Origin of the sequence: Clostridium sp. UBA4395 (assembly GCF_002390995.1) — a bacterium.
Classification (GTDB): domain Bacteria; phylum Bacillota; class Clostridia; order Clostridiales; family Clostridiaceae; genus Clostridium_J; species Clostridium_J sulfidigenes.
Window position 1 is genome coordinate 1 of sequence record NZ_DGRF01000094.1, and the last position, 25265, is coordinate 25265.

23 protein-coding genes, 1 tRNA gene and 1 riboswitch are annotated in these 25265 nt (G+C 29.6%); of the genes, 6 read left to right on the top strand and 18 right to left on the bottom strand.

Going from position 1 to position 25265, the window contains the following annotated elements; all coding sequences use genetic code 11:
• Positions 1 to 40: 40 nt before the first annotated feature.
• Together B2694_RS17140 and B2694_RS17145 are read right to left on the bottom strand one after the other, a co-directional pair.
• Positions 41 to 1276 carry a glycoside hydrolase family 10 protein gene (locus B2694_RS17140; protein WP_346886784.1) on the bottom strand — a complete coding sequence of 412 codons (1236 nt, stop codon included), beginning with the start codon at positions 1274 to 1276 and terminating at the stop codon, positions 41 to 43.
• An 80-nt stretch (positions 1277 to 1356) separates the two neighbouring features.
• The gene (locus B2694_RS17145; protein ID WP_346886785.1) at positions 1357 to 1782 is read right to left on the bottom strand and encodes a hypothetical protein; all 426 of its coding nucleotides are present in this window, start codon (positions 1780 to 1782) and stop codon (positions 1357 to 1359) included.
• 211 nt (positions 1783 to 1993) lie between these two features.
• Here B2694_RS17145 and B2694_RS17150 point away from each other — a divergent pair.
• A tRNA-Pro gene (locus B2694_RS17150) sits at positions 1994 to 2069 on the top strand.
• Positions 2070 to 2342: 273 nt separating this feature from the next.
• Here B2694_RS17150 and B2694_RS17155 read toward each other — a convergent pair.
• Positions 2343 to 2759 carry a hypothetical protein gene (locus B2694_RS17155; protein ID WP_346886786.1) on the bottom strand — a complete coding sequence of 139 codons (417 nt, stop codon included), beginning with the start codon at positions 2757 to 2759 and terminating at the stop codon, positions 2343 to 2345.
• Positions 2760 to 2923: 164 nt separating this feature from the next.
• Between B2694_RS17155 and B2694_RS17160 the strand changes: the two genes are divergently transcribed.
• Positions 2924 to 3577, top strand: a complete 654-nt coding sequence (locus B2694_RS17160; protein ID WP_346886787.1) for an HAD family phosphatase — start codon at positions 2924 to 2926, stop codon at positions 3575 to 3577.
• A 71-nt stretch (positions 3578 to 3648) separates the two neighbouring features.
• On the opposite strand, the gene ybaK is transcribed toward B2694_RS17160, so the two are convergent.
• Positions 3649 to 4125, bottom strand: a complete 477-nt coding sequence (ybaK, locus tag B2694_RS17165; RefSeq protein ID WP_346886788.1) for a Cys-tRNA(Pro) deacylase — start codon at positions 4123 to 4125, stop codon at positions 3649 to 3651.
• A 141-nt stretch (positions 4126 to 4266) separates the two neighbouring features.
• On the opposite strand from ybaK, the gene B2694_RS17170 reads away from it, so the two are divergent.
• Positions 4267 to 4710, top strand: coding sequence for a hypothetical protein (locus tag B2694_RS17170; RefSeq protein WP_035132539.1), 444 nt, complete (start codon positions 4267 to 4269; stop codon positions 4708 to 4710).
• A gap of 106 nt (positions 4711 to 4816) precedes the next feature.
• On the opposite strand, the gene B2694_RS17175 is transcribed toward B2694_RS17170, so the two are convergent.
• The gene (locus B2694_RS17175) at positions 4817 to 6724 is read right to left on the bottom strand and encodes an endonuclease MutS2 (RefSeq protein ID WP_346886806.1); all 1908 of its coding nucleotides are present in this window, start codon (positions 6722 to 6724) and stop codon (positions 4817 to 4819) included.
• 438 nt (positions 6725 to 7162) lie between these two features.
• Here B2694_RS17175 and B2694_RS17180 point away from each other — a divergent pair, with 438 nt between their 5' ends.
• Positions 7163 to 7843 (top strand): lysoplasmalogenase, encoded by a 681-nt coding sequence (locus B2694_RS17180; RefSeq protein WP_346886789.1) that lies wholly within the window; start codon positions 7163 to 7165, stop codon positions 7841 to 7843.
• A 91-nt stretch (positions 7844 to 7934) separates the two neighbouring features.
• On the opposite strand, the gene B2694_RS17185 is transcribed toward B2694_RS17180, so the two are convergent.
• On the bottom strand, positions 7935 to 9167 hold the full coding sequence (locus tag B2694_RS17185) for a hemolysin family protein (protein ID WP_346886807.1): 1233 nt from the start codon (positions 9165 to 9167) through the stop codon (positions 7935 to 7937).
• 257 nt (positions 9168 to 9424) lie between these two features.
• Between B2694_RS17185 and B2694_RS17190 the strand changes: the two genes are divergently transcribed.
• Positions 9425 to 9892, top strand: a complete 468-nt coding sequence (locus tag B2694_RS17190) for a YmaF family protein (RefSeq protein WP_414632740.1) — start codon at positions 9425 to 9427, stop codon at positions 9890 to 9892.
• Positions 9893 to 10338: 446 nt separating this feature from the next.
• Here the strand turns inward: B2694_RS17190 and pepV are convergent, their stop codons facing one another.
• Positions 10339 to 11742, bottom strand: a complete 1404-nt coding sequence (pepV, locus tag B2694_RS17195) for a dipeptidase PepV (protein WP_346886790.1) — start codon at positions 11740 to 11742, stop codon at positions 10339 to 10341.
• 236 nt (positions 11743 to 11978) lie between these two features.
• On the opposite strand from pepV, the gene B2694_RS17200 reads away from it, so the two are divergent.
• Positions 11979 to 12872, top strand: a complete 894-nt coding sequence (locus tag B2694_RS17200; protein WP_346886791.1) for a DUF1002 domain-containing protein — start codon at positions 11979 to 11981, stop codon at positions 12870 to 12872.
• Between the two features lie 54 nt (positions 12873 to 12926).
• Here the strand turns inward: B2694_RS17200 and B2694_RS17205 are convergent, their stop codons facing one another.
• The 11 genes from B2694_RS17205 to B2694_RS17255 all read right to left on the bottom strand — a co-directional run bounded on the left by B2694_RS17205 (position 12927) and on the right by B2694_RS17255 (position 25243).
• On the bottom strand, positions 12927 to 13352 hold the full coding sequence (locus B2694_RS17205) for a hypothetical protein (RefSeq protein WP_346886792.1): 426 nt from the start codon (positions 13350 to 13352) through the stop codon (positions 12927 to 12929).
• A 138-nt stretch (positions 13353 to 13490) separates the two neighbouring features.
• Positions 13491 to 13681, bottom strand: a riboswitch (cobalamin riboswitch).
• A gap of 132 nt (positions 13682 to 13813) precedes the next feature.
• Positions 13814 to 14392 carry a DUF4269 domain-containing protein gene (locus B2694_RS17210; RefSeq protein WP_346886793.1) on the bottom strand — a complete coding sequence of 193 codons (579 nt, stop codon included), beginning with the start codon at positions 14390 to 14392 and terminating at the stop codon, positions 13814 to 13816.
• 65 nt (positions 14393 to 14457) lie between these two features.
• A complete protein-coding gene (locus B2694_RS17215) occupies positions 14458 to 15774 on the bottom strand; it encodes an erythromycin esterase family protein (protein WP_346886794.1) in 1317 nt (438 codons plus the stop codon).
• Between the two features lie 27 nt (positions 15775 to 15801).
• Positions 15802 to 17127 carry an erythromycin esterase family protein gene (locus tag B2694_RS17220; protein ID WP_346886795.1) on the bottom strand — a complete coding sequence of 442 codons (1326 nt, stop codon included), beginning with the start codon at positions 17125 to 17127 and terminating at the stop codon, positions 15802 to 15804.
• 27 nt (positions 17128 to 17154) lie between these two features.
• The gene (locus B2694_RS17225; RefSeq protein ID WP_346886796.1) at positions 17155 to 18474 is read right to left on the bottom strand and encodes an erythromycin esterase family protein; all 1320 of its coding nucleotides are present in this window, start codon (positions 18472 to 18474) and stop codon (positions 17155 to 17157) included.
• Between the two features lie 26 nt (positions 18475 to 18500).
• Positions 18501 to 19277 carry an HAD family hydrolase gene (locus B2694_RS17230; RefSeq protein ID WP_346886797.1) on the bottom strand — a complete coding sequence of 259 codons (777 nt, stop codon included), beginning with the start codon at positions 19275 to 19277 and terminating at the stop codon, positions 18501 to 18503.
• Positions 19278 to 19753: 476 nt separating this feature from the next.
• Positions 19754 to 20551, bottom strand: coding sequence for a class B sortase (gene srtB, locus B2694_RS17235; protein ID WP_346886798.1), 798 nt, complete (start codon positions 20549 to 20551; stop codon positions 19754 to 19756).
• On the bottom strand, positions 20548 to 21429 hold the full coding sequence (locus B2694_RS17240) for an ECF transporter S component (RefSeq protein WP_346886799.1): 882 nt from the start codon (positions 21427 to 21429) through the stop codon (positions 20548 to 20550). Before B2694_RS17240 ends, srtB begins: the two co-directional genes overlap by 4 nt.
• Positions 21408 to 23138, bottom strand: coding sequence for an energy-coupling factor transporter ATPase (locus B2694_RS17245; RefSeq protein WP_346886800.1), 1731 nt, complete (start codon positions 23136 to 23138; stop codon positions 21408 to 21410). The genes B2694_RS17240 and B2694_RS17245 overlap by 22 nt, the downstream gene beginning before the upstream one ends.
• On the bottom strand, positions 23128 to 24114 hold the full coding sequence (locus B2694_RS17250; protein ID WP_346886808.1) for an energy-coupling factor transporter transmembrane component T: 987 nt from the start codon (positions 24112 to 24114) through the stop codon (positions 23128 to 23130). Before B2694_RS17250 ends, B2694_RS17245 begins: the two co-directional genes overlap by 11 nt.
• A gap of 1 nt (position 24115) precedes the next feature.
• Complete coding sequence (locus B2694_RS17255) at positions 24116 to 25243, bottom strand: DUF4430 domain-containing protein (protein ID WP_346886801.1); 1128 nt, start codon at positions 25241 to 25243, stop codon at positions 24116 to 24118.
• Between the last annotated feature and the right edge of the window lie 22 nt (positions 25244 to 25265).

Here is a 25265-nt window from a genome sequence, read left to right on the forward strand (position 1 = left end):
TTCTATAGGTTCCATTTTAATAGTCACCCCTTTCTTTTTTTTACTTAAATAAAGATTTTAAATTTGATCTCTCCTGTTGTATTTGATTTTTTACATTTGATGATGGATTAAACAAAGAGTCATACCTAAATAGTAATATTCCTTTGTACTTTTTTAACTTTCTGGAAGCTTGTACCTGTCTTTTTAGTATATCTGTACTATTTCTCCACTCATCCTTTCCATTACCTGCCCAAGTATCTTCACTACCTACTTTATATACAGATAAACCTATATATAAATTTACTGTAGATTCAGTAACAAGACTATCAAACTCTTCAATAACTTGTTGAAAATTGCTATTATCATTTAAAAAGCCATAATATATTTGTGGGCAAATATAATCAATGTATCCAGGGTTTTGAACCCACTTCTTCACATCAATAAATTGGCTATTATAGTTATTATCCATAGAGCCTTGTGGACTTATTCCAAAGACTACCTCTGGGCTTATCTCTTTAACAATTGAATAAACCTGCCTTACGAGAATATTAACATTTTCACGTCTCCAACTCTCTAAATCTAAATCTCCTCCTGAACTTGTATACTTGCCATAAGCTTTACTATCTATAGACACATCACTAGATGGATAAAAATAATCATCAAAATGTATTCCATCAACTTCATAGTTCTCCACTATTTCTTTTACTCCATTCACTATAAGTTGCCTAACTTCTTCTTTGCCAGGATTATAATATATTCCACCATTACATTTTATTATATTATCACTACCATCCTTTATCCATTTGTTAGCAGGATTCTCCGAAGACAGTGGCAACTTAACACTATCACTTCTAACTCTATAAGGATTAATCCAAGCCTCCACTCTTATATTTCTTAAATGCGCTTCCTCTATAATAACTTGAAGAGGATCATAGCCCGGAGCATTACCTTCTATACCAGAACAATATATAGACCATGGATAATATTTAGATTTGTATAAGGCATCAGAAAAAGGTCTTACCTGTACAATTAAAGTATTCAATCCCATAGCTTCTACATTTTCTATTGCTTGTGATATATTTTTTCTAAATTCATTCTCATTTTTCCCCTTAAGCATAGCTGATAAATCTAAATAAGATAACCAAATTCCCTTTATCTCATCATAATTTATAATTTCTCTTTCTTTATTAATTATTTCATGGCTACTATTATCAATATTATCAAAGCATATAATCCACACTAATCCCAAAATAACTAATATAATTACTCCTAAAGTAGCAACATTCATTTTACTCATTTATGCTCCCCCTTAATTTAAGAATAATATATACCTATGCTCATAATCTAATCTATAGAATTTAATTATAGTAAATATATCTATTTATACCTGGAAAACATCTTCCAAAGTTCATCAACTTCACTTTGCTCTAAAAAACTAGATAATATTCTATAATCTCTTTTCCCCACATAAAATATAATCCCTTTATTATCCCTCATTGCTTTATTTACATCTCTAAAATAAAGAGTTTTTGGTTTTTCATTCATATTGTTATTTATACAAAATTTATCTTTATATACTTTTATATATTTAAGCTCATCAATGCTTCTTACTTTTTTAGTAACAAGACCTGTAACTATTAGTCCTACTATAAAAAACACTAATAAAAATCTCCCATAGAAAAGATTGTTCCTTATAAATAATCCTATTGTAATTATCAGTAAAAGACTCGATAAAAGTATACTATTAGACAATTGCTTTCTCATATATCTTTTAGAAGCCTCACTAAACCTATATTCCTTCATCTTTTGTACTCCTCCTTTTTTAATGACAATAATATTATGTAAATATATATATTAAACTTTTTACGTTCAGTAACATCTTTTATTATTTACAATATACTGGTTTTATAACACCTTTTATTGGCCTTTTAAAAATAATATATAATGTCGCAAAACTTTTTGCATAAAATATGTTGACAACCTATTAAATATATCATATAATAATTTTTGTCGGCGGGGTGTGGCGCAGATGGGAGCGCGCGTGGTTTGGGACCATGAGGTCGCAGGTTCAATCCCTGTCACCCCGACCAAAAGGAACATGAATATCATGTTCCTTTTTATTTTATCCGATGACTATCAGCTCTAATACTCCTAAAGTAGGAGTAAAGAGCTGCTATGTCCCTGGATAACGATTTCTAAGCTTCAGCGGGATTAAAAACTCCCTCTGAAGCAAAGAACTCTGTTTACAATATATGTTTTTATTTACTATAGGAAGATAGTATTTTATAACTAAACCTTACACCTGTTACAAGAACACTATCTTTTTTTATTACACTTATTAACATCTTTTCTTGAACAATATATCATTTGGTGAAAATTATATGCATTACTAAAGAAACAATATATATTAATATTATAGTAGTATGAAACTTTCTTATTTGCCCCCTCTTATCTCTATAAATAAATTTATTTATAATTCCAGTAGCTACCATTATTAAAACACATACAAAGGTTGCAATTCCCCAAAAAGAAAAACTTTCCTTATGATTCATTATCAACATATGAATTATAGAAGAAATAAATGCCCCCACTCCAAATACACCATGGTTTTCTTCTAAAATACTATTCATGTTAATAGTTTTATTTATTATGCCTCTATGTTTTTTCTTTGATAACCCTCTAATAAACTTATTATAAAACCCTAAAGATACTACTCTTGACAACGCTCCTAAAATAAATATTACCGAAATAATACCCCAAAACTTACCTAAGAGATCCATAGTTTTCCCCCTTTATTTTACTAATACATTATATGTTTTTAATTTTATTACATTCTTTCTTATTACTTTTTTATTAGCAGTAAGAGATAGTTTCCGTATTCCATTCATTACACTTTACATTAAAAGTTTTATTTGTTATGTTAATATGCGGGGGGTGATAATATATGTTTAAAAATATAGACGCTGCAATTTTTGATATGGATGGTACTATAGTTGATTCTATGTGGGTATGGAATAAAATCGATACGGAATACCTAGCTAAACATAATTTAGATGTGCCTCCATCATTAAATAATGACATTTCTCATCTTAGCTTTAATGAAGTAGCTATTTACTTTAAGAATTCCTTTAATTTACCCTATACCTTAGAAGAAATTAAAGAGCATTGGAATGACATGGCTTATGAAGCTTACTGTAATAAAGTGAAACTAAAACCTGGTGTTAAAGAATTTTTTAATCTACTTAAAGAAAATAATATAAAAATTGCATTGGCTACCAGCAATAACACTTTGCTTTTAGAAGCTTGCTTAAAAGCTAATGGAATATATGAATATTTTGATACAATAACCTTAACTAATGAGGTAAAAAGAGGAAAAGATTTTCCAGATGTATATCTTCTAACAGCCAATAAATTAGGCGTTTCTCCAGATAAGTGCATGGTTTTTGAAGACTTACTTCCAGCCGTACAAGGTGCTAAAAAAGCTGGTATGAAGGTTATAGGCGTATATGATGAACATTCCTTAGAGCAGCACAATGACATGAAAGCTTTAGCTGACGATTTTATATTAGATTATGTTAGTTTTTCTTTAGCTATATAATAATTAAAGGTAGTCTTAGTAAGAATTAAATTATATCTACTAACACTACCTTTATTTCTTTTATTTATATCTTAATTCACAATGGAGCTGGTTTCGGCATTTATCAGCTGAATTAAATCCTTTGGCGCTATTTCTACTTGAAATCCAATTTTGCCACCACTTACAATAATTTTATCTAAATTCAAGGATGAATCATCAATTACAGTATTATAATTTTTCTTCATACCTATAGGCGAGCATCCACCCCTAATATATCCCGTTATCTTAAGCATATCACTTACTTTTATCATTTCCACTGACTTTTCTCCAACGCACTTTGCTGCCGCCTTAAGATTCAGTTCCTTTGCTACAGGAACTACAAATACATAAAAATCTCCACTATGGCCTTTTGTAACAAGAGTTTTAAATACCTTTTCTACTGCTACTTCTATTTTGTTAGCTACTGAGATTCCATCTACAGCACTCCCCTTAGCCTCATATGTATATATATTATAATTTATATTACTATTATCTAGTATCCTCATCACATTAGTTTTAGTATTAGCCATTTATTCATCAACTCCTCACATAGAATTATATCACTAAACTTCTACTAGTTTTATTAATATTACTTATTAATTTTACTAAGTCTATTTCATAAATAAAAGGAATATATTTATACTACCAAGCTCTTTTATGGAGGTACATTCGTGATAAAAACTTTTTTCATTTATGTCCTACTTCTTACCTCTGGTGGATTAGGAATTTTATATTATCTTTTAAATGATAAATATAACAAACAAAATATTCAAGTAAGAGTTCTAACAAAACAAAATAATAGTTTAACATCTCAATTAAACACTATTAATAAGCCAAATGAAACTCTAAAAGTTTACTCTAGGCCTATTAGATTTAATACTGGCGAAACAATAAAGCGGTGCTCTCTTTATATCTCACCTCTCAGTAATAGTCCTATACTCCGCTCCATCCCATCTAACTCAAGGGTAGCAATTCTTGATGCAGTTGAAGCTTTAGAAACCTTATGGTACGAGGTGCGAGTTATAACTTCTGACTCAGTAAACACAAAAGGTTTTGTTAGACAAGAATTGATTAAAGAACTTCAAATTATAGAAACCCATATTATAAAAAATTAAGGCTTTATCTAAAAATAATTAAATACGTTAATACCTACATTAAAATCTTATAATAAAATGGCGAAGGATATCCTCCGCCATTTTATTATATATACCTATATTAATACTAGCTATTATTTATAATTCCCTTTTGGGATTCCTTTTTAATTTTTTTAAGTGCTTTTTTAGAACCTCTTTCTATATCATGTTCTAACTTTCTTTCCTTATAAGCTATAAAAATCTGATTTAAGTCATAACCTTCAGGATATAACTCTTTAGCACTAACCTCTAGCTTTAACCTCTTATAATTCACTTCAATAAAATCACCATCTAAAAATACAATTACATTATTGAATTCATTCTTTTCTTTATACACAACTCCTGGTAACTTCTTATCTAAAACAATAACTCTATCACCTTTTTCAAAGTTATAGGATTCTTCACTATAATTATCAACTTCTTTATTTTTAGTAATCTTGCTATCCCTTAGTAATTCATAGTTATAACTTTTAGTTTCAATATATTTTTTTGTTCTCTCTATTATTCTATCAGCTATACCCATTTTCTTAGAAATATAAAGAGCATTACTATTTCCACTCTTCCCAATAGAAAGCTTATATAGTGGATCTAAGGTCTCTCTTTGGAATTCCATGGCTGCATTTTCAAAATCAGGATGACTTTGAGAAAAGTTTTTAATCTCTCCATAATGAGTAGATGCTATGGTAATGCATCCTTTATGATAAAACTCCTCTAATATGGCAATAGCAAGTGCTGCTCCTTCATTAGGTTCTGTACCACTTCCTATCTCATCTAGAAGAAGAAGGGTATTTTTATTACTCTCATTTAAAATTCCACTAAGATTCTTAACATGAGATGAAAATGTACTTAAAGCGTTTTCCACACTTTGGTCGTCTCCAATATCCACATATATCTTCTCAAATATGGCTATTTCGCTTCCTGATTCAGCACCTATATGAAAGCCACTTTGCGTAGCTAATGTAAGAAGTCCCACTGTCTTTAACACCACTGTCTTTCCCCCTGCATTAGGTCCAGTTATAATCAAGGTTCTATAATCATTCCCTATATTAAAATCTAGCGGAACGACATTTTTAATTAATGGATATCTACCCTTAATTATATTTATATATCCATGATTATTTAGAATCGGCTGTATTCCATCTATATCTTTACTATATTTTGCTTTTGCTAGAATCATATCATATTCTGCAATGACTTCTATATTTATCTTTAGCTCTTTAATCCTCTCAAATATCATATCAGTTAAAGTTGCAAGTATTCTATACTCTTCCATGGTCTCTTCTGATTTTAGTGTAGTTAACTCTGCAGTATACTTTGATACAGAACTTGGCTCTATAAATACAGTAGTCCCTTTAGAAGACACTTCTACTATGGACCCTTGAACTTGATTCTTATAGGAAGCCTTTATAGGAATTGTATATCTACCATTCCTTTGACTTATAAAAAATTCTTGAATATATTCTTTATTGGCACTACTTCTTATAAACTTATCTAACCTTTCTTTTATCTTTTCTTCACAACTTTCTATATGTCGTCTAATTCTCTTAAGTTCTTTACTAGCACTAGAATCCACTATGCTTCCTTTAATTGAAGTCTCTATTTCCTCTTCAATATATTTTAATTCTGTGATACTTTTACCATAAGCACTTAAAGTTGGGGCATATCCTTCTTTATCTTCTATAAAAATTTTAACCTTTCTGCATCCACGTAAAAAATTATCTATTGTTGTTAGCTCTGATGGTTCAAGTACTGAGCCCTTTTCAATCTTATCTATCAAAGGAGCAATATTAAATATTCCCTTTAATGGCATATGATAAGAAGCATCAATAAGGTTTCTACCTTCAGATGTTTCCTCTAACATTCTTTTCACTTGTTTAATATTATTACTAGGTTGAAGTTTATCTAGTAATTCTCTTCCTAATCCACTTACACAATAAGATTTAATAATTTCCTTTATTTTATTATAATGTAATTTTTCCAATGTACTAATATTCATTTTCACGATTCCTTTACTTATTATTAAGTCCATGAAATCCTTCATAGATTTCCAAAATAAAAAAAGCCATGGATACTCCCACAGCTTTAAACTTGCCATTAACAGAGATAGCTATAGCTATCCTAAGGTAAATTTCGTGGACTTGTATCTTTAATAGTTTTAATTAATCCCACAACAAATAAAGGTATATACTACCCTAATTTTTAAGATTAATATTTAATTACTATTTTAGATACTAGACACTCACAAAAATACCTCTCTTTCATTTTCGAAATCTATGTAATTTACATGTTAAAGCATTATTTATAAAAAATCAATACATTTTAATTAAATAATATTTATCTATTAATAAAACATTTTCTTTTCCATTGTTTTACTTATATGTAACATATGCTATAATAATCTTATTACTTATATTTTATTGAAGGAGGGTTAAGTATGTTATCAATTACATTTTTTATATTTATGCTAATATCACTAGGATTTCTAATATACTTTAATTATCATCCTCATGGCTATAAAATGCCTATAGTTAAGACTATTACTAGTCTATTATTTATTGCTATATGCGTATCTAGCTGTAAAATTCTTTACTTCAATACCCAATATTTCATCTTTATACTTTTTGCATTAATAACATCTTTAATTGGAGATGTATTCCTTGCCTTTAATACTAATGAAGAAGATGAAGTAAGCAAAATGTTTGTATATGGATTAATTAGTTTTTCTATTGCTCATATATTCTTTTCTTTAGCCTTTGCTACTCTTACTCCAGTGCTAATTTGGCATGTTCTATTATTTATACTAATTTCAATAATCTCTATTCTATTTTTAAATCTAATAAAAGGCTTTGATTTTAAGGGAGCCTATAAACTAGTTGTTACTTATTCAATTATAATTAGTTTTATGGTTACAAGGGCATTATCATTAACTCCCTTAATCCATGAAAACTTTTTAAGTACTATACTTATAATTGTAGGTGCATGTCTATTCTTTTTATCTGATTTAATTTTATGCTTTATATATTTTCATAAAAAATCACCATCTTACATGACAGCATTGAACTTGTTATGTTACTATGTAGGACAAGGTCTTATAGCTCTTAGTTTAGCTCTATAACAGCTTTACAACATAAGCAATATAAATTCTATAAATAAAAAGATAGATATTAGTAAAGTTTTATTAATATCTATTCTTTATTTACTCCTACCTATGTATATATTCTAATTTTCTTTATCCTATTACGATCTATATCTTCAATTATAAATCTATAATTACTATAAATTATTTCTTCGCTTATATTAGGAAATCTTCCTAGCACACCTATTATAAATCCACCTATGGAGTCAAATTCCTCGGACTCAATTTTTGTTCCTATAAGTTCATTTATATCCTCTATTCTAACACTTCCTCCAACTATATATTCATCTTCCTTTACCACATATATTTCTGGTTCTTCATCATCATATTCATCACTTATATCTCCAACTATCTCCTCTATTAAATCCTCAATAGTTACAATTCCAACGGTTCCACCATATTCATCAAGTACTACTACCATATGCTGCCTATTTTTATTCATATCTTTAAAAAGCTCTGTAACTTTTCTAAATTCGTAGGTATAAGTTATTTCTCTCATATAATTTTTCAAACTAAATTCCTTAGTATCTTCCATAAATATAATATCTTTAACATTTAATATACCTACAATATTATCTATTGTATCTGAATATATAGGTATTCTTGAAAACCCTTCTTCCTTTATAACTGAAATAATCTTATCTAAACTCTCCTCTATATCTAAAGCTATTATATCTACCCTTTGAACCATAACATCCTTTGCATAAAGATCTCCAAATTGAAACACATTGTGAATCATATCCTTTTCTTCTGACATTAATATACCTTCTTCTTCACTAACGTCTACCATGGTTTTTAATTCATCTTCTGTTATAAATGGTTTATTACTATCACTTTTCCCTCCAAATAATTTTATAAAGAAACTTGATATTGTAGTAGTTATGATAACTATTGGTTTAAATATCTTGCTTACAATAAATATTGGACTTGCAACTCTTAGTGATACCTGCTCTGAATTTTGTGAAGCTAACGTTTTTGGGGTAATCTCGCCAAAAATAAGTACTATTATAGTCATTATTATAGTGCTTATAGCCACACCTCTACTTCCAATAAGCTTAATAGCTAAAACCGTTGCTAAAGAAGATGATGCTATATTTACAATATTATTCCCAACTAAAATTGATGCTAATAAGCTACTAGGATTATCCGTTAACTCCTTAACTTTATTAGCTCCCTTTATGTTTTCCTCTACCATATGTCTAACTCTTATCTTGCTAATAGACATTAAGGCAGTTTCCGATGCAGAGAAAAAGCTAGATAGTATTATTAATATTATTAATCCTATAATCTGTATATATATCATTGAACTCAAATCTACTCCTCCTCTCCCTTAACTAATATCTACTTCTACTTATATTAAATCAAACTTTAAAAGTATTAATGAAATAAAATATATATCTTAATTATGCTACATTTCACTCTAAAATATTATCTAAAAGGTTTTATAAAAAAATATATCTTTTAATAAAATATATTTTTAAAAATCATAATAAAGGTGTCACCAATATATTAGAATAATCATAATATGTAATATGCCGCTATGACATAGGGGGAATATAAATGAGTAATAGATTTAATAATAATGATTTTGAATACTCCGATGATTTCGAGTGTTATTCTGATTATAATAATTATGAATATGATAACAACAATTGCTCTAGCTTTGATTCTAATAGTAGTCCTTCTAGTGAATGTAATAGACATAGAGTTCAAAGACATGTCCATGAATATAATGGTAGTACAAAATTAGCTTGTGCAGATTGTTCTGTTCATAATCATAGATTTGCTGGTGTAACTGGAGAAGCCATTCCTAGTGGAAATTCACATGTGCATAGACTTGAAACAAATACTGATTTTTATAATCACTTTCATGAAATTTCTGATACAACCGGTCCAGCTATTCCTGTTGGAAATGGAAGACATGTTCACTTTGTAAAAGGAACAACTACTGAAGAAGATGATCATACTCATAAATACAATTTTGCAACTTTAATTGAAGGTCCAACTGTATGCGAAGGTAGAAGATAATATACATCCTTCTTTGACATATAATATAATTGCTACAACCTGGTATAGTCTAGGTTGTAGTATAAACAATATTATCTATACATACTCTAGCTTCATAAGATTCCCTTTTAAAATTTGTCCCCCCCAGGTACTTTTAAAGGAATGAAACTAGAGTTTATTACAACCCAAAACTTATTAAGTGAGATAGTTTCCTATGTAAATATTTATATAGGAAACTATTTACATATAAACCTATTTAACTATAAAACTATATAACTAGTTAACTAGTTGTTTTATTTCATGCGGGTTTCAGAGATTTTGCTGTTTTATAACATGGTTAAATCCCTGTTATAATAGGGATAATATTTAATACTCTTCTTGTCTATTTAATTACTATAAAATAGCCTAGCTAAGATAAACGAAATTATTATTCTACTTATCCTAACTAGGCTTATTAAATTAAAATATTATTTACATAGATCAATAATTACTTGAGTAAATATTTTAGCACTAAGTAGAAGTTCATCTACTACTGCAAACTCATCATCACCATGTAAATTATTATCAGTACCTGGCATTGTACATCCAAAAGCTACTCCATTATTAATATGGTGAACATAGGTACCTCCTCCTATGGCTATACATTCTCCCTTTTGTCCACTATATTCTTCATAACATTTCAAAAGAGTTTGTATAAACTCGGAGTTTTCATCAACATGATGAGCTGGGAACATATCATCCCTAGATAAGATTATATTATCCTTTGCCATATTGTCTCTTAAAACATCACGCACATTTTCATTAGTTGCACAAAGTGGCGCTCTACAATCAAAGGTTCCGCTTAACTCTGAAGTAGTATATTTAAATATATTTAAAGTTATAGTTAATTCACCAGATAAATCATCACTCATCTTAACACCACAAGCTTCCCCCTTGAAATCTCCATGTGGGAATAACTTACTAACAGCACATAGCTTCTTAAATCCTTCACTATTAGCGCATGGCATAGATGTAAGTAACTGTAACATTCCTGTAAGAGCATTATTTCCATTTTCAGGAGTAGACGCATGTGCTCCTGCTCCCTTGGCCTTAATAACCCAGCTTTCACCGTCTTTATCAAAGGTGAATTTTAAATTTGTGCTTTTTGCTGCATCTATACAATATTTATTTATTTCTTCCTCTGAGAAGCCTTCCACAACTGCAATTGCAGTGTCTGGAACTACATTAACCTTAACTCCACTTGTCATAGAAACTACTCTTGGTAAATTGTTATCTTCTTCAAACTTACTTTCAAAGGGACTATGTAGTCCTCCCTTTTCAATATTTATAACAGGAAAGTCTGCATCAGGTGAAAAGGTCATAGGTGCTTCTTTCTCTTTTTTATAGTAATATGCTATATCAGAACTTCCACATTCCTCATCTGTTCCTAATATAAGACGAACATTTTTACTTAAAGGTATATTTAAGTCTTTAACAGCCTTTAAAGCATATAAAGCTGCTAATGCTGGTCCCTTGTCATCAGCTGAACCTCTTCCATATAATTTACTATCTTTTATTATTGGCTCAAAAGGTTTTGTAACTGTCCAATCATCACTAACCGGTACTACATCTAGATGGGCTAAAATATCCAGTTGCTTTTCTTTATTATTAAAATCAATAGCTCCTACATAGTTATCATAATTTGTAGTTTTAAATCCCATACCTTCTGCTAAATCTAAAGCAGCCTTAAGAGCCTTTGCTGGACCCTCTCCAAAAGGCATATCTTTTTTAGCCTCTGATCTATCACTTCTTATTCTTATTAAATCGCATATGTCATTTAACATTTCATCTTTATGATTGTGAAAATACTCTTCTATTTGATTTTTATACATCCAAATCCCACCTTTATTTTAAAATTTAACTATAATTCCATTCTAATACTAAAATTGTTTTATTTCCATAGATGTTACAGTTAATTCACTTTTTTCATTTCTTACAAATTTATTAATATTTATTCTATATCCTATAAATATAAAATATAATATATATAATTAGATATATAAAGTAACTATCTAGATTTTATTATTAGATAGTATTACTTACATTTTAAGTATAAGGAGAATTTAACATGTCAAAGAAATTTTTAAAAAAATTAGCTATGACTATAGGTATTCTAACATGTATATCTATACCTACAACTGCTTTTGCAGATATTCACGGTGAATACCCAAGTGGTGAAATTCTAAGCTTTGGTTCTGATTTAAGTGATAGTCAAGAAGCTCAATTAAGAAAGTACTTTAAAGCTCCAAACAATATTGAAGCTATATATGTAGACAGTAAAATGGCACTAAAACAATTTGGTCTTGATGAAAAAGAATTAGCCAATTTTACAGGTGGATGGTATTCTAGTGCCTATGTTAAGCTATTACAAAAGGAAAATGGCGTAACAGTAAACTCTTCTAACTTAACACTAGTAACTAATGATATGCTTGCAAATGCATTAATTACTTCTGGAATATTGAATGCAGAGGTTACAGCCTCAGCTCCTTTTGAAGTAACTGGAGAATCAGCCCTTGCTGGAATCCTTGCTGGTGCTGAGAATATAATGGGTGGTGAGTTATCTACCTCTAATAAAAAAGCAGCCCAAGAGGAAATAGATGTATCCCTAGATTTAGCTGAAGAGATAGGTGATACAGAAGCTTCTGCAATTATCAACGAAGTTAAAACAGCCGTTATAAAAGACAAACCTTCTAACGAAGAGGAAATTAAAGAAATTATTGAAAAAGTTGAAAAAAAGTATGATGTAGATATAAGTGCTACCATTCAAAACAATATGGTTACATTAATGTCTAATATAAATGACCTAGACTTAGACTACTCTAAACTTAAGGATACCTTAGACAAAAGTGCATCTAAATTTAAAGATGAAATGGATGCTCTAGGAAAAGAACTTAAGGATTCAGGCTTCTTTGATAAACTATTTAGCTGGATTAGCGAATTCTTCAGTTCACTTTTTAACTAAAATAAAGATTTAATTATAAAAATAAACCGCACCTTTTAGGGTACGGTTTATTTTTTATAATTTGTTAGTAAACTCTATCATATGGTCATATAATTTATTTATGTTATCATGGTTATCCACGTAGAATTTATATAGTTCATTATAGGATACATTTTTTATAGTTTCTTCACAGTTTTTAAAGCCTTTTAAATAGTTATAAAACTCAGATGATATTTGTGGTAAAAATCCAGCATCTACTGAGTTGTCTATACTTACACTATATAAATTTTCATTATAAGGCTCGCTTATAGTCACTAAGCATTTACTCATATATTTTCCTAAAAGCTCTATAAAGTTAGTAAATTCCGCCTTAAAATTCCCTTCTGCAGTATCTGGTTTTTCATTATTCCTATCTACAATATGATCTAGGTTTTTTAAAACCTTTGGTATTTCTGATATAACTAATAATAAACTTTCCTTATCAAATTGTGCTCTTTTCATATCCACTCACTCCTTACTAATAATTTAAATTTATTGCTTTATTAATGGTAAATTAAAAAACCTCTTAGCTACTAAAACTAAAAGGTCTTAAATCTTATCTATCATAGATTAAATCACACCCTTCCATCTCTCGTAGAATTATAGCGTAAAAAATAGGCAGGTGTTCTGACTCAAGTATCATTATTTTCTTCTGCCTTCCCATAAAAAACAGTGGCATCTTAGAAGAAAACTCCTCTCTTACAGCGGCGGGACCGTGTGGGATTTTCACCCAACTTCTCTTTTAATCAGTTATAGGAAAATATAACCGAACCCATCTTCCATAATATTCAATTGTTAATATTATATTATACCCTTCTAATTTTCATGTCAAACCATTAATTATAGCCCTAACCATTGTTTTACCTTCAAATTAGAAGTTTTAGTAGTTCTTTTAATGTTTATTGCTGAATATCTAAATTTAACTAACTATTTCTAATATTATCTAACATATCCTTAATCTTTTTATCACTATATTCTTCTAATTTCAATAGCTCATCATATGGATTTCCATCTAAACCTAAGTGTTTTGCAAAAGCCGGTTCTGTTTTCAATCCATTTTTCTTAAGTATAACAACCTCTTCTCTAGTTCTTTCTCCACCTAATCTAAGTATTCTATCTTCCACTACCATATGCCTATAACCATTCTGTTTACAACTATCCAATGACTGAGCATATATTTCTATTTCAATATCCTCCACATAAAAGTTTACAGTTAATATTGTCTCATTATCTGTACTATTATTACTTATATGAAATTTACTGAACATAGAATACCTATCTTCTACTATCTTCTGAAATTCCTTAAAATCATAAACTTCACATACTATATCTAAATCACTGTTTTCTATATCAATATTAATAGGTATAGTCCCTACTAATATTGGATTAAACTTTCTTAAAACATTAAATATATCTAGCTCCTTAAGTACTTTATAAGAATTTTGTTGTTTTTTATTACCATGTTTAAGGTAGTTTATATTTATAAAATCTTTATTCTTCATCTAAATTATCCTCTTAACGCTGTTACTCTTTTTTTATTTTAATAATTTTGACAAACTTTAATGGCTTATTGTATTTTAGAAGGTGTAGTTTCTTTTATATATATTAATCCATCAAATAAATTTTTAGGTATATATTGAAAACTTTTTGGAGTATTTTCATCATCATAAAATCCACCACTATAATTAAAAGTTTGATTCTTCGATAGCATTTCTGATATTTTTTCACTTTTAGATGCTGAATTAAAGTCTAAAAATGAAATAGGTACCTGGGTTTTATCAAACTTATATGATATATATTCAGGACCATTATTATCTATATCTAATCTTGTCAAAGTCCTACTATAAATATCGCCTGCATTCCATATATAAAAGCTTCCTCTAGAAAACTCAAAACCTATAGAGTAATATTCATCTCCATACATTTCCTTTAAATTTTTACCCATATATTTACAAATATCATCTATATATGATACATGTTTATTGTGCGCCCATAACATAACTTTATCATTTCCTAATTTGCTTTCATGCTCTTGTATCCATTTAACATTGGCCGCCATATATTTATCTCGTATATTCTTTGTTGCTACTGATTCAACATATATATTTACACTTTTATTAACTTCTATGCTATATTCTGCACATTGAGATACAAGGTTTAGATTCCATATAGCTAGCTCATATTCATTCTGTAAGTTGTTATTTAAGCACTTTTCTTTTGTATTCTCCATATCTTTCTTAATTTCATTTATATTTAATAGAATACTATCAAGTTGTTCATTGGTAAGTGCTTTAATATCGTTTCTATATATTGTGTTAAGAGTATCTTCTACCCTAGTCTGTAGCTCTTTATCTAGTTTTCCTAAATAATAACTAAGTTTAGGAAGTGTCTCTACTATATTAAAAATATCCATACCATAGAATTTAATCTTTTCTTTATGAGATGGATCATCATTATATTCCTTCATCCACTTTATCATGTTTTTTACTTCCTCTGTTCTATATAATGCAGGTAAAGAATCTTCTATGTTACCTTCCCCTTTTAAAATATAGTCATTTATAACTTGTCCAGCTCCACCATCACATTCCATAGCAAATACTCTATAGTCCATATCTTCTACTAAAAATTCAAAGAATCTATGCTTCATTTTAAAAAATTCACTAGTGCCATGAGTTGCTTCCCCCATAGCAACTATCTTCTTATCTTTTAATATATCCTTAAGTGGCATTAAATCTTCAAAACCATTACCAGCTTCTACTGTACTTATTGGTATTACACTTTTTTTCAAAGCCTTTACTTCTGGATTTTCATTTACCTTTGAACAAGCTGTTAAACAAAGAATGGATAATAAAACAATTGATATAAGTCTTAGTTTCATTTTCATATTCATATCCCCCATTAAGCTATTATTTTAGTTTACGAGCTTAGACTCTGTAGTTTCTTTTATATATATTAATCCATCAAATAAGTTTTTAGGTATATATTGAAAGCTTCTTGGAGTATTTTCATCATCATAAAATCCACCATTATGATTAAAACTTTGACTCTCCGATAATATTTCTGATATTTTTTTACTTTTAGAGGCTGAATTAAAGTCTAAAAATGATATAGGTATCTGGGTTTTATCAAATTTGTATGCTAAATATTCAGGGCCATTATTATCTATATCAAATCTTGTCGAAGTCCCAGTAGACATATCAATTGTATTAAAGCTTCCTCTAGAAAGTTCAAAGCCTATAGAATAATATTCATCTCCATACATTTCCTTTAAATTTTTACCCATATATTTATAAATATCATCCATATATGATACATGTACATTGTGCGCCCATAGCATAACTTTATCATTTCCTAATTTACCTTCATGCTCTTGTATCCATTTAACATTATCAGCCATATATTTATCTCGTAAATTACTTGGTGCTACTGATTGAATCATAGGATTTACACTTTTATTAACTTCTATGCTATATTCTGCACATTGGGATACAAGGTTTAGATTCCATATAGCTAACTCATACTCATTCTGTAAGTTGTTATTTAAATACTTTTCTTTTTCATTCTCCATATCTTTCTTAATTTCATTTATATTTAATAGAATACTATCAAGTTGTTCATTTGTAAGAGCTTTAATATCGTTTCTATAAATTGTGTTAAGAGTATCTTCTTCTGCCTTAGTCTGTAGCTCTTTGTCTAGTTCCCCTAAATAATAACTAAGTTTAGGAAGTGTATCTACTATCCCCTGCATATCAAATCCATAAAATTTAATTTTTTCTTTATGAGATGGATTATCATTATATTCCTTCATCCACTTTATCATGTTTTTTACTTCTTCTGTTCTCCATACAGCAAATTTAGTAGCTTCTAAAGCCTCTTCTAAACTACCTTTATCATTTAAAATATAATCATTTATGACTTGTCCGCCACCCCCGTCACATTCCATAGCAAATACTCTATAGTCCATTTCTTCTACTAAAAACTCAAAGAATCTATGTTTCATTTTAAAGAATTCACTAGTGCCATGAGTTGCCTCCCCCATAGCAATTATCTTCTTATCTTTTAATATGTCCTTAAGCGGCATTAAATCTTTAAAGCCATTACCAGCTTCTACTGTACTTATTGGTATTACACTTTTTTTCAAATCCTTTACTTCTGGATTTTCATTTACCTTTGAACAAGCAGTTAAACAAAGAATAGAGATTAAACACGTTGATATAAGTTTTAGTTTCATTTTCATATTCATATCCCCCATTAAGCTATTATTTTAGTCTACGAGCTTAGACTCTGTAGTTTCTTTTATATATATTAATCCATCAAATAAGTTTCTAGGTGAATACATAAAAGAATGTGATACTTCACTACCTAAATAATTATCTCCAAATACATGAATATATTGTCTGTTTGATAAAAATTCAGATACAACATTGTTTGTAGAAGCAGATTTGAAATCTAAAAACGAAATAGGTATCTTTGTTTTATCAAAAGAATAACATAAGTAATTAGGGTCATTATTATCTATATGAAATGCTTCATAAATTCCAGAGCTTTCACCATGTGAAGTAAAATCCCCCCTTGAGAACTCAAATCCTATAGAATAATACTCATCTTCATATTTGTCCTTAAGTCTTTTTCCCATATATATATACTCCTCATCAATATGAGAAACATGTAAATTGTGCGCCCATAACATAATCGTATCATTACCTTGTTCTTTTTCATGTTCTTGTATCCATTTAACATTATCAGCCATATATTTATCTCTTAAGTTCGAATTGCTAATAGTTATAGATTCTATGCCATTGCTTGTGTAGTAATAGTCAATAAATTGAATTACTAAATCTAAGTTCCATAACGCCATTTCATAGCTGCTTTTTAAGTTATCTGCAATATATTTCTCTTTATTTACTTGAAGTTTTACCTTTACTTCATTTAATTGAGTCTTTAGATTTTTCATTTCCTGCGTTGAATAATTTTTTATATTCATTTGATCTTTATATAAGGGCTGAATCATTTCTTCCACATAAGTTTTTACTTCTTTATCAATAGAATCTAGATAGAAACTGAGCCTGGGAAGTGTGTCTGTTATCCCCTGCATATCAAATCCATAAAATCTAATCTTTTCTTTATGAGATGGCTCATCATTGTATTCCTTCATCCACTTTATCATGTCTTCTACTTCTTCTGTTCTCCATACAGCAAATTTAGTAGCTTCTAAAGCCTCTTCTAAACTACCTTTATCATTTAAAATATAATCATTTATGACTTGTCCGCCACCCCCGTCACATTCCATAGCAAATACTCTATAGTCCATATCTTCTACTAAAAATTCAAAGAATCTATGCTTCATTTTAAAAAATTCACTAGTGCCATGAGTTGCTTCCCCCATAGCAACTATCTTCTTATCTTTTAATATATCCTTAAGTGGCATTAAATCTTCAAAACCATTACCAGCTTCCACTGTACTTATTGGTATTACACTTTTTTTCAAAGCCTTTACTTCTAGATTTTCATTTACCTTTGAACAAGCTGTTAAACAAAGAATAGATATTAAACATATTGATATAAGTTTTAGTTTCTTTTTCATGTTAAAGCACCCCCTTAATGAATTTATTATAAGAAATTTTCTCTAATATAAGCTGCTACACCATCCTCATCATTACTTCCTGTAATATGTGATGCACATTCTAAAATTTCTTTAATTGCATTTGATACTGCTATACCTTGTCCACAATGTTTTATCATTCCTAGGTCATTAATATCATCACCAAATGCAGCTACCTCTTCTAGGTTAATATTTAAATACTTAACGATTTCATTAATGGCATTAATTTTTGTGGCATCTCTATGAGCAAATCTACACCAATCTTCTCCAACGTAAGTTAGAAAACTACATTGTGGATACTTAGAAGCCAGCTCCTCTGCAGCTTTACTTTCGAAAACCTCCACAGTTATTTTATATGTCATACATTTTAGCGACTTGGAATAATCATTATATTTAGCATGAGTATAATCTTCACCGAATTTATTTATCTCTTCACTATTGCTATAATATCCACTTTCAGTTTCAACAGTTATTTCACCAATATTTGAACTCATCACACAATCTTTAATTAGGGAATCAGATACCTGTGCTGATAGCATACATTTATAAATAACTTCATCTTTGCACTTTGCTAATGCTCCCCCATTAGAAATTACAATATCAGGATCAATTAATTTAATATAATTTGCAGCAGCTTGCTCTGAACGGGCTGTAGCTATAGCAATAAATATTCCTTGCTCCTTACATCTTCTTATAACATCTAAGCTATAGTTAGAAATACTTTTATCCGTCCTTAAAAGGGTCCGATCTAAATCAGTTATAATCAATTTTATCTTCTTCTCCATATTAATCCCCCAACTAAATTAATTTTCTTTATTAAAGCTTAAATTATAGTAATTTAAATCCTCTCTTTTCTCCCATCCCATAGACCTCCAAGACTCATTCCAGGGGTAGAAGTCCCTAGTTTAAAAATATCCTCGTAGTTTGAAATTTTTATTTCTACTATTTCCATATTAAGGTCCTCCATATACCCTTACTATCTTATTTAAATAATTATAATACATTTTATACATAATTATCTAGTTATTCTAAAATTATGTTAAATTTATTTTCTTTATTTCACGTTATTTCACATATGAAAATTATGGACTAGTTGTATATTGAAATTGAACCAATAAAAAAACCATAGTGGATTATTCTGTGTTATGATTTAATCTATAAAAAATACATACACAGAGAATAATCACTATGGACTATACAAACACTAACACAGAGTCACATAAACATAGTTCTTTGAATCAAATGAAGTTTTTACTCAGTTTTACTTTATTTCTACTCCATGGACTACAAATCGTATAGATGAGTTACTTGTACATGTAGCTAGTGTTACAATTTTATCTTTTTCTGAAACTTTAACATCTATTTTTTCTTCTGATAGCTCTACTATGTGCTCTAAAAATGCCTTATGCTCTTCTTCATTATCAAATTTTATTTTAAAAGTATTATCTGTTTTCTTAGCATCATGATAGGAAAATATGCTGTACTTTTGCCATCCATTCTCGGTATATATCCAAAAATAAGGATTTTTCTCAACTACCCCCACTTCTCTTATATCTTTTAAACTGCCCAACATAGAGCCATCCATTGCATTATGTCCATATAAAAAAGTATTGTCATCAGTAAAGTCTTCACTTGCCATGCAGTCCAAAAAAATACTTCCTATATCATTTTTATCCCCTGAGAATGTATGTTTAATATAGTAAGTATTATCCTCATCTTTCATAATTGGATAATTGATATTAAGACATGGATAATAAATCCACCCAATAGTATCTGGATTTTCTTTCTTTAATTGTTTTAAATCTATATTTAAATTAGGTGCATCTTTATCGAGTAAATTTTCTTCAGAGGATATACTCATTGTTTTACGTAACTTTTCATATTCTTCTCCTGCTTTTTTATATTGTGTCTTTAAATATATTACACTCCATATTCCATAAACTATAATGCATATAGCAAAAATCATAATAATATTTAATATTCTATTATTCTTCTTTTTCATATCTTTAGCTTTACTGTTCTCTTTGTTAGCTTTTTTAGATATTTCTTCTCTCTTCATTTAGTATCTTCTCCTTCAATCAATCCATATTTAACCTTAATTCTCTCTAGCTTTTCAATCATAGGCTTACTTATAATCCATAAAAAGATAACAGTAGCTGTAGCATGTACCAAATCGACAGGAACTCCTGAAATGTATACAGCTAATAACCCTTTCCAAGTAATTCTTTTAGACATCATTACTAAAGAGGCAGGATTCATTATTCCTCCATATATAATAAATACAGACCAAAAACCATATATACACAAAGAACCTCTACTTGCTTTTAACCAGCCTTTATTAAATAAAATTCCAGCAATAAATCCAATTATACCCATGGCGAACATTTGCCATGGAGACCATGGACCCTGCCCCATAAACATATTTGATACAATCATTGATACGGCTCCTACTAAAAAACCTGATTCTCCTCCAAAGCAAACGGCAGATATAATCACTATAGCTGCTACTGGTTTAAAACTGGGAAGCATAAAAAATGCGCCTCTACCAGCCACTGCAACGGCTGACAATGTAGCTATTATAACTAATTCTCTAGCCTTTGGCTTATGACTTTCAAATATCATAAAAAAAGGAATTGTGGAATAAATCACTATAACTAAACTAATAAACAAATACTTTCTATCATTTAAATATGTAATTCCTATCCACACAGTAATTGGAATCATTACTAATATTAAAAACATTGCAACCCACGTACGTTTGGGGATTTTTCTCTTTTCTTCCTTAGAAATTCTTATTCCTTCTTCGAAAATGTTGTTCTTTAATACCTCTTTGATATTTTTCTTATCTTCTTTCCAAAAATCTATATCAACTTCTACTTTATTTTTATTTTCTAGAAACATGTCTAAAAATTCATCTATAACTTTTTCCCTAAGCACTCTATCACATCCTTTACAGTAACTGCCTCTGGATAATGCTTTCTAGCCATTCTATTGGCAGCTGTAGTATAAAAACTATTTCCTGCAAAAAACTCTTTTGCCGTAGAAGTTGACACTATATGTCCTTCAAAGAATAACCCTACCCTATCTGCATATTGTGCACAAAATTCCACATCATGGGATATGAGCAAAATTGTAACCCCATGTTCTGTAAGTTTTTTTAGTATTTTCCCGAATTCTTGTTTGTAGTAATTATCAAGGCCCTTAGTAGGTTCGTCCATTAAAAGAATTTTAGGTCTTAATAAAAGTACCTTTGCAAGGGCAAGTCTTTGCTGCTCTCCACCACTTAAATCATAGGGGTGACGATTCATTAATCCTTCTAGTTTAGTCAAAGATATTATCCCTTTTATTACATCTTCCTTTTTCATATCAATTGGATAAGCATCACTTTTACGTTGTTTTCTTCCATCAATCATCTCATACAAATCTTCTTCTACTGTATTTTTCACAAATAAACTTTGAGGATTTTGAGGTAATACTCCTAAAAATCCATTATAAAGCTCATTATCTGTATATTTTTCTAATGCTTTTCCATCTAACCATATTTTCCCCCTATATGGGAACCTTATACGTGCTAACATACTAAGTGTTGTACTCTTCCCCGTTCCATTTCCCCCTAACAATGCAAAAAACTCACCTGTCTTGACTTCCATTGACAAATCCTTTACAACGTCTGCCATATCTTTACCATATCTAAACCATACATCCTTTACCTTTATAGCGGGAATTTCTATATTACTTTTCATCTTTATACTATTTCTTGATACTCTTGTTTCTTCTATTTTTTTCAAATCAATACTCTTCTTATTCTTTACTATATTATCTATCCATCTTCTTCCTTCTCTTACCGTCAATGGACATATGTAATCATTATTTACTCCTGTATAAATTTGCATTGGCGTTGGCATGGATACAAACATATCATTGTTAAGTTCTTTTAATCTTTCTCCAATCTCTCTAGGAGTACCCTCAGTTAATATTTGTCCATTCTCCATAACGTATACCCTATCTGCAAAGGGAATTACATCCTCTAAACGATGCTCTGTCAGTATAATCGTTGTTCCTATATCCCTATTTATTTTCTTAACAGTTTCTAAAAAATCTGAAGCAGCAATTGGGTCAAGCTGTGAAGTTGGTTCATCTAATATTAATACTTTTGGATGCATTGCCATAATTGAGGCTAAATTTAATAGTTGCTTTTGTCCACCGGAAAGTTCTCTAACATCTCTCATAAACCATTGTTGTATTCCAAAATATGATGCCATTTCAGCTACTCTAAGTCTAATGGTTTGGGTATCATACCCTAAGCTTTCTAAGCCAAAGGCTAATTCATGCCATACCTTATCCGTTACTATTTGATTATCTGGATTTTGTAATACAAATCCAATCTCTGCACTTTGCGTTCTTTCAGATACCTGAGATAATTGTGTGCTATAATATAGCACTTTACCACACCTTTTTCCATGAGGTTCTAGTACTGATTTTAAATGGCGTAAAAGAGTACTTTTTCCACAACCACTTTTCCCGCAAAATACTATAAATTCACCTTCTTCAATGGACAAATTAATATTATTTAGAGAAGCATATTGCTGCAACGGATAAGAAAAAGTAAGATCTTTAATTTCTATAATACAATTCTTATCTTCCATGTTCTTTATCACCTATCCTCTCTTCTCCCATCAATGTATATAAATAAGACGGAATATTTCTTTCTTCCTCTATTTTTACATGCAGCTTTTTCCATAATATGGCCTCATGACCTTGCAAAATACATGGTATAAAACATATGGTTGCAAATGCTAACCAGGTGAAAATTACACCTACAGACAATGTCATGCCACCTATTTTAATCATAGGATCATATATTGCATTGGTATATCCTGCTTTCATCCCTTGGCAAAATATTAAAAACAACATTCCTAGAATTGTGATCATTATTTTATCCCTTTTATCTAGTTTATATAAAGAAAAAGCTGTTCTTCCTTTTAATCCATAGCCTCTTGCCTTCATGGAATCTGAGGTTTCGATGGCATCCTCTAATGACCATGTAACTAAAATAGAAATAATTTTAATTCCATATTTTATTTTTTTTATAAAACTACCATTCTTAATGTCCCTTCCAACGCATTTTTGTCCATTTCTAATTTCTTTAACTTGCTCAATAAATTTAGGAACAAATCGTAAAGCCATAGACAATACTAGGGACATTGCTGGAATTATACGTCCAAATAGATAAATAAACTTGTCACTAGTCATTATTTCGTTATAGCATGTAAACCAAAGTATAATTATAAATAAATTACATGCTAATACTACTCCATAAACAACAGCTTCTAAAGTAACTGCTCCTGTCTTTAAATAAAACAATGGTGTTACACCATAATGATTAAATGCAGGATTAACAAAAGCTACTATTACCATAGCTGGAAGAGTAAATAAAAAATTGAACTTTGCTACCTTCTTTAATCCCTTTAAAAGAACAGCATAAGATGATGCTGCTAAAAATGAAATAATCAAAACCATAGGATGCTGTGAAAACATAGTTATTCCTAAAACTAATGAAAAGAAAAGAAAATTAACTATAGGATGATAAGATGCAAATATGTCCCTTTTCTCTTCTTCCATATTATTCACCTATATATCCTCCAATATCTCTTCCTAAGTCACAAGTATACTTCCACTCAATATTATCTCCATCATTTACTTCATATTTAGAACATCCATAATTAGGATACCAACCATTTACCCTATACATCCAACCTGATAAACTCCCACAGTCAAATTCATAAAGTTGATTTATACCTTCTACATAATAGGAACTATACATAGGCGTAAAGCTTGCCTCCATTTGTATATTAGATTCCTTGCATACTCTTCCAAGAATATCATAAACCGTTTCTCCTGGAGTAAATTCCACAGTTTTGCTTCCTAAAATCCAACCATTAGATGGAACAAAATCAGCTTTATTTTTGTTTAAATCATTGCGATTATTTAAAATTGTTCCACATTCAATGGATATTGTACAAGTAGGCTTTTGAGAAGAATTATCCCCTGAAGAACTATTTATTTTATCATCAGATTTTTCACTTACACTAGCCTGTTCTTTTGAGTTTTCCCTTTTCCCTTGTTGTAAATTTACCTCACTTTTTACTTCTTTATCTAGTTTCTTTTTTGTCTTACCACCTAATAAATAATAAGTACCCTCAGCCTCTGTAACTTGAAAAGTTAACTTAGTACATTCTTTTCCTTCATTATCAGTGGTTTCAATCTCAACATCCTCAATTTTTTTAACTTTATCATCTATATACTTACAAAACAAAATCTTATCAGCATCCCACTTTTCAGTAAGTATAATGCTTAATTGTACTGGAGCTGCCAACTGCATTTTCTCAAATTTCATTTCTAGTCCAACTGTAGCATTATTAGCTGCAATTTTTATATCATCTAAATTTTCTTTAGAAAATTCTACTTTCAGCTTTTGCTCTATAGGATTTTGGACTTTCTTTCCACTATAAAACCAAGTGTACTTAATCCCATTACTATCCATTCCTTCAAAGGAAAAAACCTTATCTATTCCAGCTATTCCTAGCATAATGTCCTCCGATACTATGCCATCTTCCGATAAAATATTTTTTTCTGGTACTGTTATGCCCTGCTTGTCTTTGTTATGAGTGCTATTAGCTTTACCACAACCAGTAATAAAAAAAACTATACATATTAATAACGCAATTATTTTTAACCAAGTTTTGCGCATATTATTTTCCTCCTTGCGAAAA

Coding starts and splice junctions, on each gene's coding strand:
- srtB (WP_346886798.1), bottom strand. CDS start 20,551: ATGAAGAGAGAAGAAATATCTAAAAAAGCTAACAAAGAGAACAGTAAA.
- pepV (WP_346886790.1), bottom strand. CDS start 11,742: ATGTATAAAAATCAAATAGAAGAGTATTTTCACAATCATAAAGATGAA.
- B2694_RS17175 (WP_346886806.1), bottom strand. CDS start 6,724: ATGAATATTAGTACATTGGAAAAATTACATTATAATAAAATAAAGGAA.
- B2694_RS17255 (WP_346886801.1), bottom strand. CDS start 25,243: ATGCGCAAAACTTGGTTAAAAATAATTGCGTTATTAATATGTATAGTT.
- B2694_RS17245 (WP_346886800.1), bottom strand. CDS start 23,138: ATGGAAGATAAGAATTGTATTATAGAAATTAAAGATCTTACTTTTTCT.
- B2694_RS17145 (WP_346886785.1), bottom strand. CDS start 1,782: ATGAAGGAATATAGGTTTAGTGAGGCTTCTAAAAGATATATGAGAAAG.
- ybaK (WP_346886788.1), bottom strand. CDS start 4,125: ATGGCTAATACTAAAACTAATGTGATGAGGATACTAGATAATAGTAAT.
- B2694_RS17210 (WP_346886793.1), bottom strand. CDS start 14,392: ATGAAGAATAAAGATTTTATAAATATAAACTACCTTAAACATGGTAAT.
- B2694_RS17180 (WP_346886789.1), top strand. CDS start 7,163: ATGTTATCAATTACATTTTTTATATTTATGCTAATATCACTAGGATTT.
- B2694_RS17230 (WP_346886797.1), bottom strand. CDS start 19,277: ATGGAGAAGAAGATAAAATTGATTATAACTGATTTAGATCGGACCCTT.
- B2694_RS17200 (WP_346886791.1), top strand. CDS start 11,979: ATGTCAAAGAAATTTTTAAAAAAATTAGCTATGACTATAGGTATTCTA.
- B2694_RS17185 (WP_346886807.1), bottom strand. CDS start 9,167: ATGATATATATACAGATTATAGGATTAATAATATTAATAATACTATCT.
- B2694_RS17220 (WP_346886795.1), bottom strand. CDS start 17,127: ATGAAAATGAAACTAAAACTTATATCAACGTGTTTAATCTCTATTCTT.
- B2694_RS17225 (WP_346886796.1), bottom strand. CDS start 18,474: ATGAAAAAGAAACTAAAACTTATATCAATATGTTTAATATCTATTCTT.
- B2694_RS17215 (WP_346886794.1), bottom strand. CDS start 15,774: ATGAAAATGAAACTAAGACTTATATCAATTGTTTTATTATCCATTCTT.
- B2694_RS17250 (WP_346886808.1), bottom strand. CDS start 24,114: ATGGAAGAAGAGAAAAGGGACATATTTGCATCTTATCATCCTATAGTT.
- B2694_RS17205 (WP_346886792.1), bottom strand. CDS start 13,352: ATGAAAAGAGCACAATTTGATAAGGAAAGTTTATTATTAGTTATATCA.
- B2694_RS17190 (WP_414632740.1), top strand. CDS start 9,425: ATGAGTAATAGATTTAATAATAATGATTTTGAATACTCCGATGATTTC.
- B2694_RS17140 (WP_346886784.1), bottom strand. CDS start 1,276: ATGAGTAAAATGAATGTTGCTACTTTAGGAGTAATTATATTAGTTATT.
- B2694_RS17155 (WP_346886786.1), bottom strand. CDS start 2,759: ATGGATCTCTTAGGTAAGTTTTGGGGTATTATTTCGGTAATATTTATT.
- B2694_RS17160 (WP_346886787.1), top strand. CDS start 2,924: ATGTTTAAAAATATAGACGCTGCAATTTTTGATATGGATGGTACTATA.